Below are 16083 nucleotides of genomic sequence, written 5' to 3'. Positions count from 1 at the left end.
GATTTAAGCCGGGACATGTAATCCCGGCTTAGAATATTTTTACAAAACTGCATTTGCGCTGGCGATAAGTTGCGATATATTTTATATCAAGCTTTTCTAACAGGGCATATGCGATATCGAAATGAGAACATAAATCTTCTGCTCTGTGGGCGTCAGAGCCTACGGTTATAATTTCTCCGCCTAATTCCTTGTACCTTTTGACAATTTCAGTTTGAGGATGAAGCTGATTAAGTTTATAGCGGTAGCCGGAAGTATTTATTTCTATTCCTGAACCGTTGGCTATGATTTTGCGCAAAATTTCATCAATTATATCTTTAAAATCTGCATAAGCCAGGGTTTTGCTTTTAAAGTTTCCATATCGAACGATGAAGTCTAGATGGCCGTATACATCATAGTTTTGAAACTGGTTAACTGCATCTAGGACATTTTCAAAGTATCTGCGGTAAGATTCATTCTGATTTTTAGCCTGAAAGAAGTCTCCGGTATAAAAATCCAGGCGATCTGCCATGTGGGTAGAACAGATGACGAAGTCAAAAGGATAAGTTTGAAGAAGTTCTTCTATGTTTTTTTTGATATGAGGCTGATATCCTACTTCTACTCCGAGGAGCAGATTTATTTTTTTCTCATATTTTGATTTAAGCTCTTCGAAAAATTTAGTGTAGGTATTATAATCTATCGCCTCAAAACTGGGGTCAGGGTAATCGTAGTCGACATGATCGGTAAAGGCTAATTCTTTTAAGCCCAGTTTTATTGCTTTTTTAATCATTTCTTCCATAGAAGTGTTGCAATCACCGGAAAAATCAGTATGTACATGGTAATCAGCATAAAAACGCATAACTTTAACCTCCATTGAAATAGGTTTCTTATTACTTTAATTATCCTTTCCTATTTTACCCTTAAGCATTTGCAAATTCCAGAAAAAGCTTTTGTCTTGATTTAAAGCATAATTAGTGATTTAATAACAAATTAGAGGAATTTAAAGATGATAAATTATAGTCCAATTCAGTTTTTAACAGGAATCAAGAAAGGAGAAAAGCGATGAGCAGTATAGCTGTTTTAATCATCAGCCTGGGAATAATTCTTATCGGAGCTGAGGTTTTTGTTAACGGAATTGAATGGCTTGGGGCTAAGCTTAACCTTTCGGAAGGTGCGGTAGGGAGTGTGCTGGCAGCGGTAGGAACTGCCTTGCCGGAAACTATGATACCTTTGATTGCTATTTTATTCGGACACGGAACAGCCGGGCATGAGATAGGTATAGGTGCAATTTTAGGAGCTCCTTTGATGCTTTCTACTTTAGCCATGTTTGTGGCAGGTATGTCAGTTATTGTTTTTAGCTCTAGGCGTGAGAGCGGCAGAACAGTAGTAGCTGATTATGAAACAATGTCGCGTGATTTAGGTTTTTTTCTTATAGTCTTTGCAGCTGCAGTCTTAACTGGTTTTATTCCTCATGAACTTCGCTACTGGCAGCTTATAATTGCTGGATTTATGGTTATTTCATATATATATTATCTCTTTGTGCTTATAAGTGAGGAAAGGGAAGAAGATGCGGATCATTGTTTACCAGTGTTTTATTTTGATCGGAAAAGTTCCTCACCTACTTTAAGTAGAATTATTCTTCAGGTTTTAGTAGCCTTGGTGCTGATAATATGGGGCGCCAATTTATTTGTAGGTTCAGTTAAAGAAATAGCAGTTATGTATGGAGTTCCTGCATTTATCCTGGCCCTTATAATTGCTCCGGTTGCCACCGAATTGCCGGAGAAATTCAACAGCATAATCTGGATTTCAAGGGATAAAGATACCTTGGCCTTGGGCAATATTACAGGTGCTATGGTTTTTCAAAGCTCACTTATACCGGCTATCGGGATTTTTCTCACCAACTGGCAGCTTAAAGGGGGAGGAATGTTTTTGGCTGCACTTATCGCTCTAGCTTCTGCCGGAGTTATATTTTTTGAACTGCGCAAGCGCAAAGTTATAAGTGCAGGGACTTTGCTTTTAGGCGGTCTTTTTTATGGTTTGTTTATATTTACAGTTGTAGAAGGGATTATCAGATAGGAGGTTTTAAAAGTGAAAGTGGAAGAAAGGCTAAAAGAGTTGGGAATAGCTGTTCCTGAAGCAGCTAGACCTTTGGCAGCTTATGTGCCTGCTCTTAAATCCGGAGAATTTGTATATATATCGGGACAGTTGCCGATAAAAGAAGGTGAGCTGGTTTATGCCGGAAAATTGGGACGCGATCTTTCACTAGAAGAAGGAAGAAAAGCAGCTGAAATTTGTTTAATAAACTGTTTGGCTGCTTTGAAAAGCTGCCTTGATTCCTTTGATGATATTGATCAAATAGTAAAAATAACCGGGTATGTTCAAAGTACAGACGATTTTTATGAACAGCCACAGGTTTTAAACGGGGCATCTGAGCTTGTAGAAAAGATTTTTGGCGAGCGGGGAAAACATACAAGGGCTGCAGTGGGAGTAAATGCTTTGCCTTTAAATGCAGCCTGTGAAGTAGAAATGATTGTTAAGGTAAAATAGAACAAGAAAAAAAGGGGCTGACTTCTGTTAGTCCCTTTTTTAATGGTTTTAAGCAGCTTTTTTCCACATAGTTTTGGTTTTTTTATGCCGTTTGTTGTATAAAGCATAAGCCACCTGCCATCTTTGTTTTTCATCAGCTCTTTTATGGGTTAAATAAGCTTGCAGAAGTGCATGTTTTTCACGGGCTTTTTTCTCAATGATTATAGTTGCTATATATATAGCTATATATATTGCTCCTTTGACCAAGAAATAAACAAAGGTATAGAAAAGAAAAACCTGTTGCATTTCCGTCAATTTAATCCCCCCTTTGTTAAAATTTTTTCCGGCCTGTTATTGTTTGGCATATAAAATATTACGATTCCAGATAGACCCTCTTAAATACATAAAGCATGCTTAATGTGCCGCTTATCAATGAAATTCCGATAGCCAAACCAGCAGCTACAGTTAACATTTTGATCCCCCCTACATATCACAAAAACATAACATACTGTTATCTTAATAACATATTAACATAACATACTATTACAAACAAATTAGCAATAATTTGAAAAAAGATAAATTAGCAAGGAAAATAAATAAATTTTCATGAAATATGAAAATACAAAAAAATAAAATTTTATGAATAATGAAAGTTGGGAGACATGGTAAAAAAGGTTGGGGAGTATAGAAAGGATTATTTTTACATAGCAGGAGAAATAAAAATAGCCTGCCTTTTTGAGTAAGGCAGGCCGAAAATTACTCTTCTTTTGGTTCTTCAGTGGGGAGGGGGATTCCTTTTTTTTCAAATTCTTTACGCCATTCTTCCAGATAATCTTCAATTAATTTTCTTACCAGGCGTGATTTTGTGGTTGCTTGATCTGCACAGGCAAAGCGCAACTCACGGTCAATTTCTTCAGGTACTACTACTGAAATATACTTCATGTCTTACTACCTCCTTTCATTGGTAAGCTTTCCGTACCTTGCTTTTATTTAAATTTTAATATGATATGGCTTTGTATACAATTTATTCAGAGCATTTGGCAGCTAATCTTGCTTTTTTCGTAATTTACAGGGTATGATATTCACATTTTGCTATTGTATTCACAAAAGCAAAAAATTGTATTTTTTCTCTATATCATATTAACCTAATAAAAATACCAATTTGTAAGCTGTTATGATAATTTATATCATAAAGTAAATTTTTTTTCAAAGGGTGTTGGACTGATTATGCTGTGATATTGACAGAACAAGCAGGATTTAAGGCAAATAAAGAAAAAAATCACAAGATAAAAAAATAATAACTTAATAAATATTAGGCCGGCTTTTTTTAATAAATATTAGGTATACAGTATAATTTGTTGTTTGAGTATTTACAATTGAAATAAAAGGCTTAAGAATTATATTTAAAATTATTAAATGGGGGGGATTTTATGTATACGATAAAGGATAAGATTCTATTAGCGCCGGGAATTAAAATGTTTATGATCGATGCTCCGTCTATTGCCCAAAAAGCAAAGCCAGGACAGTTTGTAATTGTTCGCAAAGATGAATACGGAGAGAGAATTCCTTTAACTATTGCTGACAGTGATAAGAGGGAGGGAACAATAACTATTATATTTCAGGAAGTGGGTCGTTCTACACAGGATTTGGGTAAAATGGAAGTCGGAGATATGATTTTAGATTTAGTAGGACCTTTAGGTCGGGAATCTGAGATTGATTTTTATGGAACTGTAATATGTGTAGGCGGAGGAGTTGGAGTTGCTCCTATATACCCGATTACTCGTGCATTGCATATGAAAGGAAACCGGATAATTTCCATTATTGGCGCGAGGAGTGCGGATTATCTTATATGGCTGGATAAAATGGATGAAGTAAGCGATGAGTTTTATGTAACAACTGATGATGGGAGTTATGGGCGAAAAGGATTTGTTACCGAAGTTTTGACTGAAATCATGGATAAAGAAGAAATAAATATGGTGATGGCGATAGGGCCGATTCAGATGATGGAAGCTGTGTCTAGGATTACTAAGGAGAAGGGAATTAAAACTTTAGTAAGCCTTAATCCAATCATGTTAGATGGAACCGGGATGTGCGGCGCTTGTCGGGTTCAGATAGGGGATGAAGTGAAGTTTGCATGTGTGGATGGGCCTGAGTTTGATGGACATCTGGTAGACTGGGAAAATGCGAAAAGGCGTCTCAAGATGTTCGAGAGAGAGGAAAAAATAGCTTTAACTTCATTGGGCTGCCGCTGTTGTCAAGGAGGTGAGAAATAATGCCTCGGGAGATAATAAAAAACAAATATCCTATGCCCCTTTTACCGATTGAAAAGCGTATAAAAAGTTTTCACGAGGTTGCACTTGGTTATACGGAAGATTTGGCTATAAAGGAAGCGGAGCGTTGTTTGCAGTGTAATAAACCTTCATGTGTTGAAGGATGTCCTGTAGGAGTAGATATTCCGGCTTTTATAAAGCTTATTTTAGAAAGGGATTATTTGGCTGCAGCTGCTAAAATCAAAGAAAAAAACAGTTTACCTGCAGTATGTGGGCGTGTGTGTCCGCAGGAAAATCAGTGCGAAAAAATGTGCGTTTTGGGTAAAAAGTATGAGCCCGTGGCAATTGGTAGATTAGAGAGATTTGTAGCTGACTATGAATTGGCTAATGGAGAATTGCAATATACCAGAAAATCTCCAACCGGTTACAGGGTTGCAGTGGTAGGGTCAGGTCCGGCCGGCCTTACCTGTGCAGCTGAGTTGGCCAAAATGGGACATGAGGTTACTGTTTTTGAAGCACTCCATATAGCAGGTGGAGTTCTGGTTTATGGTATTCCTGAATTTCGTTTACCTAAATCGATAGTGGCAAAGGAAATTGAAAATATTAAGGCTTTAGGAGTAAAGATAGAAGTTAACAGTGTAATAGGTAAACTGTGGACAGTTGATGAACTTATGCGGGAAAAAGGGTATCATGCAGTTTTTATTGGAACAGGGGCTGGGCTTCCTTATTTTATGGATATTCCTGGTGAAAATCTTAACGGGGTTTATTCAGCCAATGAATTTTTGACTCGGGTAAACTTGATGAAAGCGTATGATTTTCCGAATTATTTAACCCCGATTAGAACAGGTAAAAGAGTTGCAGTTATTGGAGGAGGCAATGTTGCTATGGATGCAGCCCGCACTGCTTTACGCCTGGGAGTAGAAGAGTCTTATATTATTTACCGGCGGACGGAAAAGGAAATGCCAGCCCGTGCGGAAGAGATTGAACATGCTAAGGAAGAAGGTGTTCGGTTTATCTTCCTGTCCTGTCCAGTTGAAATAAAAGGAGATAACGAGGGACGGGTATGTGAAATTATATGTCAAAATTATGAATTGGGTGAGCCGGATGAATCGGGCAGAAGAAGACCTGTCCCTATTCCGGGTTCTGAATACAGTTTGAAAGTGGATACGGTTATTATGGCGATTGGACAGGGCCCTAATCCTCTGATCGCAGCAACAACTGACCAGCTACAGGTAAATAAAAAAGGAAATATAATTGCAGATGAACAGACTGGAAAGACTTCTAAACCAGGTGTTTTTGCCGGAGGAGATATTGTGAGTGGTGCTGCCACAGTTATATTAGCAATGGGCGCAGGTAAAAAGGCAGCTCTGAGCATTGACAAATATTTGCGAAGTTTATAAAAACTTATGAATACAATATATCTTTTGATAATCTATTTACTTTATCCATATAAAATTTATAATTTGAGAATATAAAAAAATATTGAATGTTCCAAAGGGGGAAAGGTAATGTCGTATTTGAATGATTTACTGGAAAGGGTAATTGAGAAAAATCCTAATGAACCTGAATTTCATCAGGCAGTAAAAGAAGTTTTAGAATCATTGGAGCCGCTTATTGAAAAACATCCGGAGTATGTGGAAAGTGGAGTTTTAGAAAGGATTGTGGAGCCGGAAAGAATAATTATATTTAGAGTTCCCTGGGTAGATGATAACGGAAAAGTGCAGGTAAATAAGGGATATCGGGTAGAGTTTAACAGCGCTATTGGGCCCTATAAAGGCGGACTTAGATTTCATCCTTCAGTAAACTTGAGCATTTTAAAATTCCTGGGGTTTGAACAAATTTTTAAGAATTCGCTTACCGGCTTACCCATAGGCGGCGGTAAAGGTGGCAGTGATTTTGATCCCAAAGGTAAATCAGACGGAGAGATCATGCGTTTCTGTCAGAGTTTTATGACTGAGCTTTACCGGCATATAGGAGCAGATACAGATGTGCCTGCTGGTGATATTGGAGTAGGTGCAAGAGAAATAGGTTATATGTTTGGGCAGTATAAAAGAATAAGAAATGTTTATGAAGGTGTTTTAACCGGCAAAGGTATAACCTGGGGCGGAAGTTTGGTAAGAAAAGAAGCTACCGGTTATGGACTAGTTTATTTTGTGGATGAAATGCTTAAAACTAAAGGAGAAAGCTTTAAGGATAAGACCGTAGTAATTTCAGGTTCAGGTAATGTTGCTATCTATGCAGCAGAAAAAGCTATGCAGATGGGTGCTAAAGTAATTGCTATGAGTGATTCAAATGGTTATATACTCCATGAAAATGGAATAGACCTTGATACCATAAAACGCATAAAAGAAATGGAAAGGAAGCGTATCAAGGAATATGTAAATTATCATAAGGATGCCAAGTATTTTGAAGGTACCGGGATATGGAGCATTCCTTGCCAGATTGCTCTTCCATGTGCTACCCAAAATGAATTAGATGAAAACGATGCTAAAACTCTGGTAGCCAATGGAGTTATTGCCGTAGGTGAAGGTGCTAACATGCCTTGTACTCCTGAAGCTGTCGATGTATGGCTTGAGAACAAGATTCTTTATGGTTTGGGCAAAGCTGCTAATGCTGGCGGTGTTGCGGTATCAGCTTTGGAAATGTCTCAAAACAGCATGAGATACAGCTGGACTTTTGAAGAAGTAGATACTAAGCTTAAGCAGATAATGGCTGATATTCATAAGAAGGCAAGTGAAGCTGCCAAAGAATATGGCTTTGAAGGTAATTTGGTGGTGGGAGCTAATATTGCCGGTTTTGTAAAAGTTGCCGATGCTATGTTGGCTCAGGGGATTGTATAATTTTAGGATAAATAATCAGATTTTAGGGAGCTTTTATGCTCCCTTTTTGTTTTTCCTGAAGTTGAAGTATGTTATAATTGCCTTTAGCTGTGATGGGAGGATGAGAAAAATGAAAAAAAGGCTTATTTTAATTTTAGTTTTGCTTGTAAGTTTTATTTTACCGGGATGTGCTGCTAAAGGTGACAGTAATGTAATAGCAACAGTGAATGGAGAAAATATTACCGCAGAACAGTTTGATGGGTATTATAACATGTTGAAAAAAGGTTATGAGTCGGAAATGGGAAGTATCGATGAAGCAAAGGATAAAGAAATTTTGAAAAATATAAAGGAGAAAGCCTACGATGATTTGGTTTTGCAGGTTTTAATTAAACAGGAAGCTGAAAAAGAAGGTATAAAGGTTACCGATAAAGAGGTAGAAGATGATTTAAAGGCGTTTAAAGACAGGATAGGAGAGGAAGGGTATAAAGATTTTATTGCCAAAATGGGAGTAACAGAAAAGGAACTCTTGAGACAGCTTAAGATAGAAAAAATGTATATGGAGCTTAAAGAAAAGGTTACTTCAGATGTTAAGGTCAGTGATGAAGAGGTTAGAAAATATTATGAAGATAATCAGAGGATATTTACTGAACCTGGAGGTATCCGTATTTATCACATATTAGTTGACACAGATACTGAAGCCAGAGAAATTCTGAAAAAGATAGCTGAAGGTCAGGATTTTGCAGACCTTGCCAAAAAGTATTCTAAATGCCCTAGCAAAGAAAAAGGCGGGGATTTAGGCATAGTAAATGAACAAACTAACTTTGTGCCTGAATTTAAAGAAGCTGCCTTAAAATTAACGCCGGGAGAGATTACCAAAGAACCGGTTAAAACTGAGTTTGGGTATCATATTATAAAGGCCGGAGAAAGAAGTGAAGCTAAAAAGGCTTCTTTTGAAGAAGTTAAAGAAGAAATAAAATATCAACTTTTAGAACAGGAAAAAAATGAGGTTTTTAGGCAGTATCTTCAGGATTTGAAAAATGAAGCAGATATAGTTGATAAAAGAAAGGAATAAAATTTTTTATTGTCCTCATGAATGCAGCTAATATTACGGATATTAATCTGTATTGAACAAAAGATAACCTGAATTTCTAAAGTATACAATATATTGCAGGTTAAAATATTGTTTTTTAAAATATATTGATTAAAATAAAATTGTAAACAAAATAATTGGTCAGGGCGAAGGGGACCCGGGTAAAGCCAGTCGAAAGGCTTTATACCGTGGCCCCTTTTTTTTGGAAATAAAAGGCCATATAAGTTGAAGAGTTGCTTGTTCACAAGGTTTTAAATATTTAAATGGGTGTAGCTTCCCCGAAGAGAGGTGAAAGATTTTTGGATGAAGGGAGCATTGTGATTGGCGATAGTAATCAATTGAGCCGCAATTTTATAAAAGATGTACTGATTTGTGGAGGCTTTAAGGTTCAGGCAGAGGCAATTAATACTTTTGAGCTTTTGCGGGTATGCCGCAGCCTATATCCTGACCTGGTTATCATTGATTCTAAACTTGAAGGGGGTAATGTGAAGGAAATAGCAGGTATTATTGAGGGGGATAATTTGGGTTCAGTAATATTTATAACCAGAAATAATGATGCCACATGTTTTGCGCAGGATTATCCGCATATTATTAGACCTATAAATCCGGATGTGCTTTTAGCTGTAGTTGAGGTCTCTTTTTATTATCAAAACAAAATAAATGCAGCTAAGAAAGAGATTGATCGCTTAAGAGAAGAGCTAAAAACACGCCAGCTGGTGGAAAAAGCTAAAGGAATTCTTATGAAAAAATATGACATGGATGAAGACCAAGCCCATCGCTGGCTGCAAAGAGAAAGTATGAATCACGGGGTGGCAAAGCGTGAAATTGCACGCATGTTGATTTTGGCTAATGAAAAAAAACAATAAGGAGGAAGAAAATATGACTGAAGTTCAAAAGGAGATTATTTTGGAAAAGGTTAAGGAATATGATGTGAGGTTTTTAAGGTTGCAGTTTACTGATATTTCAGGGATATTGAAAAATGTTGCGATTCCGGTAGGCCAGCTTAAGAAGGCTTTAGATGGAGAGATTATGTTTGACGGATCTTCTATAAATGGTTTTGCAGATATTTCTGAATCTGATATGTATCTTTTCCCTGATCCTGATACCTTTGTGCTTTTCCCCTGGCGCAGTGGTTCTAATGGAAGGGTAGCAAGACTTATATGTGATGTGGGAAATCCAGATGGAACTCCTTTTGCTGGCTGCCCGCGCAATAACCTGAAGAGGATTTTAAAAGAAGCTAATGATTTAGGATATGTGATGAATGTAGGACCAGAAGCGGAGTTTTTCCTGTTCTTGGCAGACGAAGAGGGAAAAGCAACTACCCGCACTCAGGATGAGGCAGGTTATTTTGATTTAGCACCAATGGACTTGGGTGAAAATGCAAGGCGGGACATGGATTTGACATTGGAGGAGATGGGTTTTGAAATTGAGGCTTCTCATCATGAAGTAGCTCCAGGTCAACATGAGATTGATTTTAAGTATGCTGATGCTCTTAAAATTGCTGATGCTATAATGACCTTTAAACTAACTGTCCGATCTATTGCCCAGAGACACGGGCTGTATGCCTCTTTTATGCCTAAACCTGTTTATGGGGTTAACGGTTCGGGTATGCATACTCATATTTCTCTCTTTAAAGATGGAAATAATACCTTTTATGATCCAGGTGATCCGGATGGTTTAAGTGAAACTGCGCGCTATTTTATAGGAGGGATATTAAAACATGCCCGTGCTCTTTGCGCGGTAACTAACCCTACTATTAACTCTTATAAGAGATTAGTGCCTGGTTATGAAGCCCCTGTTTATATAGCATGGTCGGGGAAAAACCGCAGTTGTCTTGTTCGGGTTCCAGCTAAAAGAGGTATGAGTACCCGCATTGAAGTTAGAAATCCTGATCCCAGCTGTAATCCATATTTGGCTATGGCTGCTTTATTAAAGGCAGGGTTAGATGGAGTAGTAAACAAGATAGAACCTCCTGAACCGGTTGATCGAAATATATATATAATGGATGAAGAAGAGAGGAAGGCCTTGAATATCCAGAGTTTGCCGGGAAGCCTTCTGGAAGCTCTCCAGGAATTAGAGAAAGACGAAGTGATAAAAAGTGCATTGGGAGAGCATATTTATGAAAAAATGGTAGAAGGGCGTATGCAGGAGTGGCAGGAGTATAATATGCAGGTAACTCCCTGGGAGTTAAAGCAATATTTAATCAGATTTTAATTGAATAGTGTCTATTTTTAAGCACTATTTTGCCACCTTTTTGCATATATTAAAAGAGGCAATGGAGCCGAAGATATATTTCTTCGGCTCTTTTTTACTTATTTGAAAAAATAAAGGAGAGTGGCAAAATGTGCGGAATAGCAGGTTTGGCAAGTTTTAATAAAAATGTTAAGGGAGATTTAAATATTGTAAAAAACATGATGGAGATACTTAAAAATCGTGGACCAGATGCAGAAGGAACATGGGAGGATGACGAAGTTATTTTAGGGCATAGGCGATTGATTGTTTTAGACCCGGCAGGAGGGATCCAGCCCATGATCAGAAAGAGAGGAGAAGATGCTTATGTTATAGTTTATAATGGTGAACTTTATAATGCTTCTGAGCTCAGAGAGGAGTTAGAAAAAGCGGGTTATATTTTCAGCACGCGTAATTCTGACACTGAAGTGGTTTTACTGGCTTATATGAATTGGAAAGAAAAATGCCTTGAAAGGTTTAATGGTATTTATGCACTGGCGATATGGGATATGAGGAATAAAACCTTATTTTTAGCCCGGGACAGAGTAGGGGTAAAACCTCTTTTTTATACTTTCAAAAACGGATGTTTGATTTTTGCTTCGGAAATAAAAGCACTTTTAGTCCATCCATCTGTAAAAGCGGAAATTGACCGGGAAGGGTTGTGTGAAATTTTAGCTTTGGGACCGGGACGCACACCGGGGCATGGTGTTTTTCGCAATATAAAAGAGCTCAAACCTGCCTCTTATATGATATATAGCAGGCAGGGAATAAAAGAGGTTTCTTACTGGCAGCTTCCTTCGCTTCCTGTAAGTGCTGATATAGAAGAAGTAGCATTCAATATAAGGAATATTTTATCTGATGCAGTAGAAAAACAGCTTAATGCCGATGTTAATATCTGTACTTTGCTTTCCGGCGGACTCGATTCCAGCATTATAACCGCTTTAACGACTGAATGTGCTGGCAAAGAGAATTATTTGGCCGATATAAGCTCTTTTTCCGTAGATTATGAAGATAATCAAGTTTATTTTAGAGCTGATGGCTTTGAAAAAGATGTTGATGCAAAGTGGGCTTTAAAGGTGGCTGATTTTTTAAAGATAAGACATAATACTGTGCTTCTTGACAATCGAGAACTTTTTCAGGCTTTAAATCAGGCTTTGGAAGCTAATGACCTTCCGGGTATGGCAGATATTGATGCTTCGCTTTATCTGTTTTGCCGGGAAATAAAAAAGAAGGCCACTGTTGCATTATCGGGAGAATGTGCAGATGAAGTTTTCGGAGGCTATCCATGGTTTACTGATAGTGCTATGTTAAAAACGGAAGTTTTTCCATGGATAAGAATGCTTGACCAAAGAAGCATGTTTTTAAGGCCACAAATAAAAGAAAAGATTAATTTAACGGAATATGTTAAATATCGATATGAGGAAGCGATAAGGAAAGTTCCTGTAGTATATGAGGAGAATAAAGAAGAACAAAGGCTGTTGGAGATGGCTTATCTTAGTATTCATCATTTTATGCCTACGCTATTAAATCGTAAAGATCGTATGAGTATGGCCTGGGGGCTGGAAATAAGAGTTCCCTTCAGTGACCACCGGTTGATTGAATATGTATGGAATTTACCTTCAGAAATTAAGTTTTATAAAAATATGCCGAAAGGTATTTTAAGGTATGCTGTGAAAGGTTTGCTGCCAGAAGATATTTTATACCGGGCTAAAACTCCATATCCGAAAACGCACCATCCCATTTATTACCGAATGGTGAAAAGGGAAATGGAAAATATATTAAAAAATCCGTCATCACCAATTTTATTTTTGCTGGATAGAGATAAACTGGAAGAATATCTGAAAAACGAGCAGCAGTTTTTTACTTTGCCTTGGTTTGGTCAGCTTATGAGAGATGCTCAGTATTTGGCATATATGATTCAGCTCAATCGGTGGATTAATAAATACAATGTCAATATATTGATAGATTAAAATCAGCTTTTGAATTAAAAAAGAAAGGAGCTGGCATATGAAAAAGATAGAAGCGGTTATACGCCCTACCAGTTTGGAAGTTTTGAAGAAAGCTTTGAATGAAATGGAAGTAAGAGGAATGACTGTTTACAATGTGATGGGAAGGGGATTGCAGAAAGATATAAAACAGTATTACCGGGGGCAGGAGGTTGAAGTAGACCTTTTTCCCAAAGTTAAAGTAGAGATTGTATGCAGGGATCACTGGAAGGATCGGATTGTTGAAAAAATAATTAAGGTATGTCAGACAGGCCAAATTGGAGATGGTAAGATATTTGTCTACCCGGTAGAAGATATTATACGGATAAGCACCGGGGAGAGAGGAGACAGTGCTCTTTAGGTTGTTCTCAGAATTGAATCAAATTTAAATAAGTGAAAGCAAAGGCGCTTACCACAACAGGTAAGTGCCGTTTTTATCAAGAAGGGGTTTATATTATGATGTTGAAAAATATGTTACCGCGTTGTATTGGTTTGAGTCTAGTTTTGCTCGTTTTGATGACTTATCCGGTTGCAGCTGCCGAAGGGAGTAGTTTGAATTCGGGAGATACTGCTTTTCTGATAATATGCACCGGGTTAGTAATGCTTATGACTCCTGGATTAGCTTTATTTTACGGAGGCATGGTAAAAAGAAAAAATGTCTTAAGTATTTTAATGCAGTGTTTTGTAATTATGGCGTTAGTTTCTGTCCAGTGGATTATGATAGGCTATACTTTATCTTTTGGTTCGGATATATCAGGAATCATAGGAGGACTAGACTGGTTGGGGTTTAAAAATGTAGTTTTTAATTCCGATAATGCTTATGTTGGGACAGTGCCACACTCGGTTTTTGCTCTTTTTCAGCTCATGTTTGCGATTATAACCGCAGCTATTATAACCGGATCTTTTGCCGAAAGAATGAGGTTTTCTGCTTTTATAATTTTTATATTTTCATGGACAACTTTAGTTTATGATCCCCTTGCCCATTGGGTATGGGGAGGAGGCTTTTTAAGTAAGCTTGGCGCTTTGGATTTTGCAGGTGGTATGGTGGTTCATATAAGTTCAGGGGTTTCCGGATTGATAACTGCTTTGGTGCTGGGCAAGCGGCGGGAGGAAAATCCCGGGCCGATTGTATCCCATAATCTGCCGATGACGGTTTTAGGAACTGCTCTCCTCTGGTTTGGATGGTTTGGTTTTAATGCTGGCAGTGCTTTAAAAGCTGATGAAATTGCAGGTCTGGCACTTTTAACCACTAATACCGCTGCAGCTGCTGCCTCACTTTCCTGGATAATTATAGAATGGATAAGACAAGGGAAACCCACGGTTTTAGGTGCTGCCAGCGGAGCAGTTGCAGGAATGGTTGCTATTACCCCGGCGGCAGGGTTTGTTTCTCCTCTTTCAGCTTTAATTATTGGTTTATTGGTAAGTCCCTTGTGTTATTTTGCAGTGAGCAGATTAAAGACTTATTTAGGATATGATGATGCACTTGATGCTTTTGGCATCCATGGAATAGGTGGAACTTTTGGAGCTTTAGCTACAGGAATATTTGCCTCAAAGAGAGTGAATCCTGCAGGGGTTGACGGAATTCTTTATGGAGGAGTTCATCTTTTTCGGGCAGAGCTTATAGGCATAATAGTAACTTATCTTTATGCTGCTTTTATGACCTGGTTAATACTGAATGTATTGAAAGGTTTAATTCCTTTGCGGGTAAGCAGGGAAGAAGAAGAGGCTGGGCTTGATGTTTCAGTGCATGGAGAAAATGCATATAATATGTAATATGCGGGCTGTATAAATTTTGAATAATATAAAGCTTTGCAAGTCTTTTGTCTGGTTGAACAGATAAAAGACTTTTTATTTGCTGCAGAATGTATACATTATATCTTTTTTGTCAGTATTGCTTTTCCAGCTAAAGAAGGCATAAAATTAGAATAAAGATAAAAGATGCAAAGGTGCATCGAATTGCTATTCTAAAATAATATTTTTATGGGACAAAGAAGTCCTTAGCACCAGTTTATCTGGGGCTAAGGGCTTTTTTGCATAGAGGAGGGAAGTTATGAACGAAGGTAAGGTAAGGATTTCGTCTGGATGTGCTATAGCTGGAATTATAGATAGAAAAAGAGAGATGTTTTCTGGAACTGATATTATTGAATCTATTGCGGTTATGCATGAAAGATCCAATGGTTTAGGTGGAGGCTTTGCTGCTTATGGTATATATCCAGGTTATGAAGATTGTTATGCTCTGCATATTTTCTTTGATGATAAAGGAGCGCGCCAGAAAACAGAAGATTTTCTTAATTGCAATCTTAAGGTGGGTATGACCGAAGCGATGCCTTTGCGAAAGGTAAAAACAGTAAAAAAACCTCCCCAGATATGGAGATATTTTGTAAGAGCAAAAGAACAAAAGCTGATGGAAGCAGGTATGAGTGAAGATGAATTTATGGTACAGGCGGTTATGAAAATCAATAAGACTATTAAAGGGGCTTATGTTTTTTCCAGCGGTAAAAATATGGGGGTTTTTAAGGCAGTAGCTTATCCGGAGGATGCCGGAGAGTTTTATCGTCTTGACGAGTATAAAGGTTACTTGTGGACTGCGCACGGTCGCTTTCCCACCAATACTCCGGGATGGTGGGGCGGAGCTCATCCGTTTAATCTTTTGGACTGGTCGGTTGTTCACAATGGTGAAATTTCTTCTTATGATGCCAACCGAAGGTTTATAGAAATGTATGAGTATGAATGTACTTTACAGACGGATACAGAGGTAATAACTTATATTTTCGACTTTCTAATTCGCAAAAATAACCTTTCCATCGAAAAAGCTGCTGCAGTTGTGGCTCCGCCTTTATGGGAGCAAATAGCTGAAAAAGACCAGAAAAACCGGGAAAAATTGAGGCGGCTTAGAGGCACTTATGGAAGTCTTTTGCTTAATGGACCTTTTTCCATAATATTGTCGGCAAGCAATGGGATGATGGCCTTAAATGATCGTATAAAATTGCGTTCCTTGGTAGCTGCAGAGGAGGGAAGCAGGCTTTATGTAGCAAGTGAGGAGGCAGCGATAAGAAGAGTAGCAAGGGAAAAGTTAGAAAGAATATGGGCTCCGCGGGGAGGAGAACCGGTTATAGCTTTGCTGGAAGGGGCAGACGATATTTTCCTAAAACAGGATGAAGCAAATTAATTTATCAACGGTTATTTAA

Annotated in this window: 15 protein-coding genes; 12 read left to right on the top strand and 3 right to left on the bottom strand. The window is 37.9% G+C overall.

All coding sequences use genetic code 11. From position 1 onward, the window contains the following. Positions 1 to 28: 28 nt before the first annotated feature. Positions 29 to 835, bottom strand: coding sequence for a histidinol-phosphatase HisJ family protein (locus H0Z36_RS06155; RefSeq protein WP_296864487.1), 807 nt, complete (start codon positions 833 to 835; stop codon positions 29 to 31). Between the two features lie 203 nt (positions 836 to 1038). Here H0Z36_RS06155 and H0Z36_RS06150 point away from each other — a divergent pair, with 203 nt between their 5' ends. Then, positions 1039 to 2052 carry a sodium:calcium antiporter gene (locus tag H0Z36_RS06150; RefSeq protein ID WP_296864485.1) on the top strand — a complete coding sequence of 338 codons (1014 nt, stop codon included), beginning with the start codon at positions 1039 to 1041 and terminating at the stop codon, positions 2050 to 2052. 12 nt (positions 2053 to 2064) lie between these two features. Beyond that, positions 2065 to 2523, top strand: a complete 459-nt coding sequence (locus H0Z36_RS06145; RefSeq protein ID WP_296864484.1) for a RidA family protein — start codon at positions 2065 to 2067, stop codon at positions 2521 to 2523. 48 nt (positions 2524 to 2571) lie between these two features. Here H0Z36_RS06145 and H0Z36_RS06140 read toward each other — a convergent pair whose 3' ends face one another. Beyond that, positions 2572 to 2817, bottom strand: a complete 246-nt coding sequence (locus tag H0Z36_RS06140) for a hypothetical protein (protein WP_296864482.1) — start codon at positions 2815 to 2817, stop codon at positions 2572 to 2574. A gap of 441 nt (positions 2818 to 3258) precedes the next feature. Next, positions 3259 to 3444, bottom strand: a complete 186-nt coding sequence (locus H0Z36_RS06135; RefSeq protein WP_296864480.1) for a hypothetical protein — start codon at positions 3442 to 3444, stop codon at positions 3259 to 3261. A 488-nt stretch (positions 3445 to 3932) separates the two neighbouring features. Between H0Z36_RS06135 and H0Z36_RS06130 the strand changes: the two genes are divergently transcribed. The 10 genes from H0Z36_RS06130 to H0Z36_RS06085 all read left to right on the top strand — a co-directional run bounded on the left by H0Z36_RS06130 (position 3933) and on the right by H0Z36_RS06085 (position 16064). Continuing rightward, positions 3933 to 4775: a sulfide/dihydroorotate dehydrogenase-like FAD/NAD-binding protein gene (locus H0Z36_RS06130; protein ID WP_296864478.1), complete on the top strand. Its 843-nt coding sequence runs from the start codon at positions 3933 to 3935 to the stop codon at positions 4773 to 4775. Beyond that, positions 4775 to 6172: an NADPH-dependent glutamate synthase gene (gene gltA / locus H0Z36_RS06125; protein ID WP_296864476.1), complete on the top strand. Its 1398-nt coding sequence runs from the start codon at positions 4775 to 4777 to the stop codon at positions 6170 to 6172. Before H0Z36_RS06130 ends, gltA begins: the two co-directional genes overlap by 1 nt. A 108-nt stretch (positions 6173 to 6280) precedes the next feature. After that, the gene (gdhA, locus tag H0Z36_RS06120; protein WP_296864474.1) at positions 6281 to 7612 is read left to right on the top strand and encodes an NADP-specific glutamate dehydrogenase; all 1332 of its coding nucleotides are present in this window, start codon (positions 6281 to 6283) and stop codon (positions 7610 to 7612) included. Positions 7613 to 7721: 109 nt separating this feature from the next. Then, positions 7722 to 8663: a peptidyl-prolyl cis-trans isomerase gene (locus H0Z36_RS06115; RefSeq protein WP_296864471.1), complete on the top strand. Its 942-nt coding sequence runs from the start codon at positions 7722 to 7724 to the stop codon at positions 8661 to 8663. Between the two features lie 317 nt (positions 8664 to 8980). After that, the gene (locus tag H0Z36_RS06110; protein WP_296864469.1) at positions 8981 to 9547 is read left to right on the top strand and encodes an ANTAR domain-containing protein; all 567 of its coding nucleotides are present in this window, start codon (positions 8981 to 8983) and stop codon (positions 9545 to 9547) included. Positions 9548 to 9560: 13 nt separating this feature from the next. After that, complete coding sequence (gene glnA / locus H0Z36_RS06105) at positions 9561 to 10895, top strand: type I glutamate--ammonia ligase (protein ID WP_296864467.1); 1335 nt, start codon at positions 9561 to 9563, stop codon at positions 10893 to 10895. Between the two features lie 128 nt (positions 10896 to 11023). Then, entirely contained in the window at positions 11024 to 12880 is a 1857-nt protein-coding gene (gene asnB / locus H0Z36_RS06100; protein ID WP_296864465.1) for an asparagine synthase (glutamine-hydrolyzing), read from the top strand. 37 nt (positions 12881 to 12917) lie between these two features. Then, positions 12918 to 13256: a P-II family nitrogen regulator gene (locus tag H0Z36_RS06095; protein ID WP_296864463.1), complete on the top strand. Its 339-nt coding sequence runs from the start codon at positions 12918 to 12920 to the stop codon at positions 13254 to 13256. A gap of 98 nt (positions 13257 to 13354) precedes the next feature. Next, a complete protein-coding gene (locus tag H0Z36_RS06090; RefSeq protein WP_296864832.1) occupies positions 13355 to 14668 on the top strand; it encodes an ammonium transporter in 1314 nt (437 codons plus the stop codon). A gap of 277 nt (positions 14669 to 14945) precedes the next feature. After that, complete coding sequence (locus tag H0Z36_RS06085; protein ID WP_296864461.1) at positions 14946 to 16064, top strand: glutamine amidotransferase family protein; 1119 nt, start codon at positions 14946 to 14948, stop codon at positions 16062 to 16064. Positions 16065 to 16083: the final 19 nt, after the last annotated feature.

Source organism: Thermosyntropha sp., assembly GCF_017656155.1.
GTDB lineage: Bacteria > Bacillota > Syntrophomonadia > Syntrophomonadales > Syntrophomonadaceae > Thermosyntropha.
Note: the sequence above shows the minus strand (reverse complement) of the source record. Positions and strands in the feature narration are given on the sequence as shown.

Excerpts from the sequence above, each read along its gene's own strand:
- H0Z36_RS06155 (WP_296864487.1), bottom strand. The coding sequence starts at position 835 with ATGCGTTTTTATGCTGATTACCATGTACATACTGATTTTTCCGGTGAT.
- H0Z36_RS06150 (WP_296864485.1), top strand. The coding sequence starts at position 1,039 with ATGAGCAGTATAGCTGTTTTAATCATCAGCCTGGGAATAATTCTTATC.
- H0Z36_RS06135 (WP_296864480.1), bottom strand. The coding sequence starts at position 3,444 with ATGAAGTATATTTCAGTAGTAGTACCTGAAGAAATTGACCGTGAGTTG.
- H0Z36_RS06130 (WP_296864478.1), top strand. The coding sequence starts at position 3,933 with ATGTATACGATAAAGGATAAGATTCTATTAGCGCCGGGAATTAAAATG.
- gltA (WP_296864476.1), top strand. The coding sequence starts at position 4,775 with ATGCCTCGGGAGATAATAAAAAACAAATATCCTATGCCCCTTTTACCG.
- gdhA (WP_296864474.1), top strand. The coding sequence starts at position 6,281 with ATGTCGTATTTGAATGATTTACTGGAAAGGGTAATTGAGAAAAATCCT.
- H0Z36_RS06115 (WP_296864471.1), top strand. The coding sequence starts at position 7,722 with ATGAAAAAAAGGCTTATTTTAATTTTAGTTTTGCTTGTAAGTTTTATT.
- glnA (WP_296864467.1), top strand. The coding sequence starts at position 9,561 with ATGACTGAAGTTCAAAAGGAGATTATTTTGGAAAAGGTTAAGGAATAT.
- asnB (WP_296864465.1), top strand. The coding sequence starts at position 11,024 with ATGTGCGGAATAGCAGGTTTGGCAAGTTTTAATAAAAATGTTAAGGGA.
- H0Z36_RS06095 (WP_296864463.1), top strand. The coding sequence starts at position 12,918 with ATGAAAAAGATAGAAGCGGTTATACGCCCTACCAGTTTGGAAGTTTTG.
- H0Z36_RS06090 (WP_296864832.1), top strand. The coding sequence starts at position 13,355 with ATGTTGAAAAATATGTTACCGCGTTGTATTGGTTTGAGTCTAGTTTTG.
- H0Z36_RS06085 (WP_296864461.1), top strand. The coding sequence starts at position 14,946 with ATGAACGAAGGTAAGGTAAGGATTTCGTCTGGATGTGCTATAGCTGGA.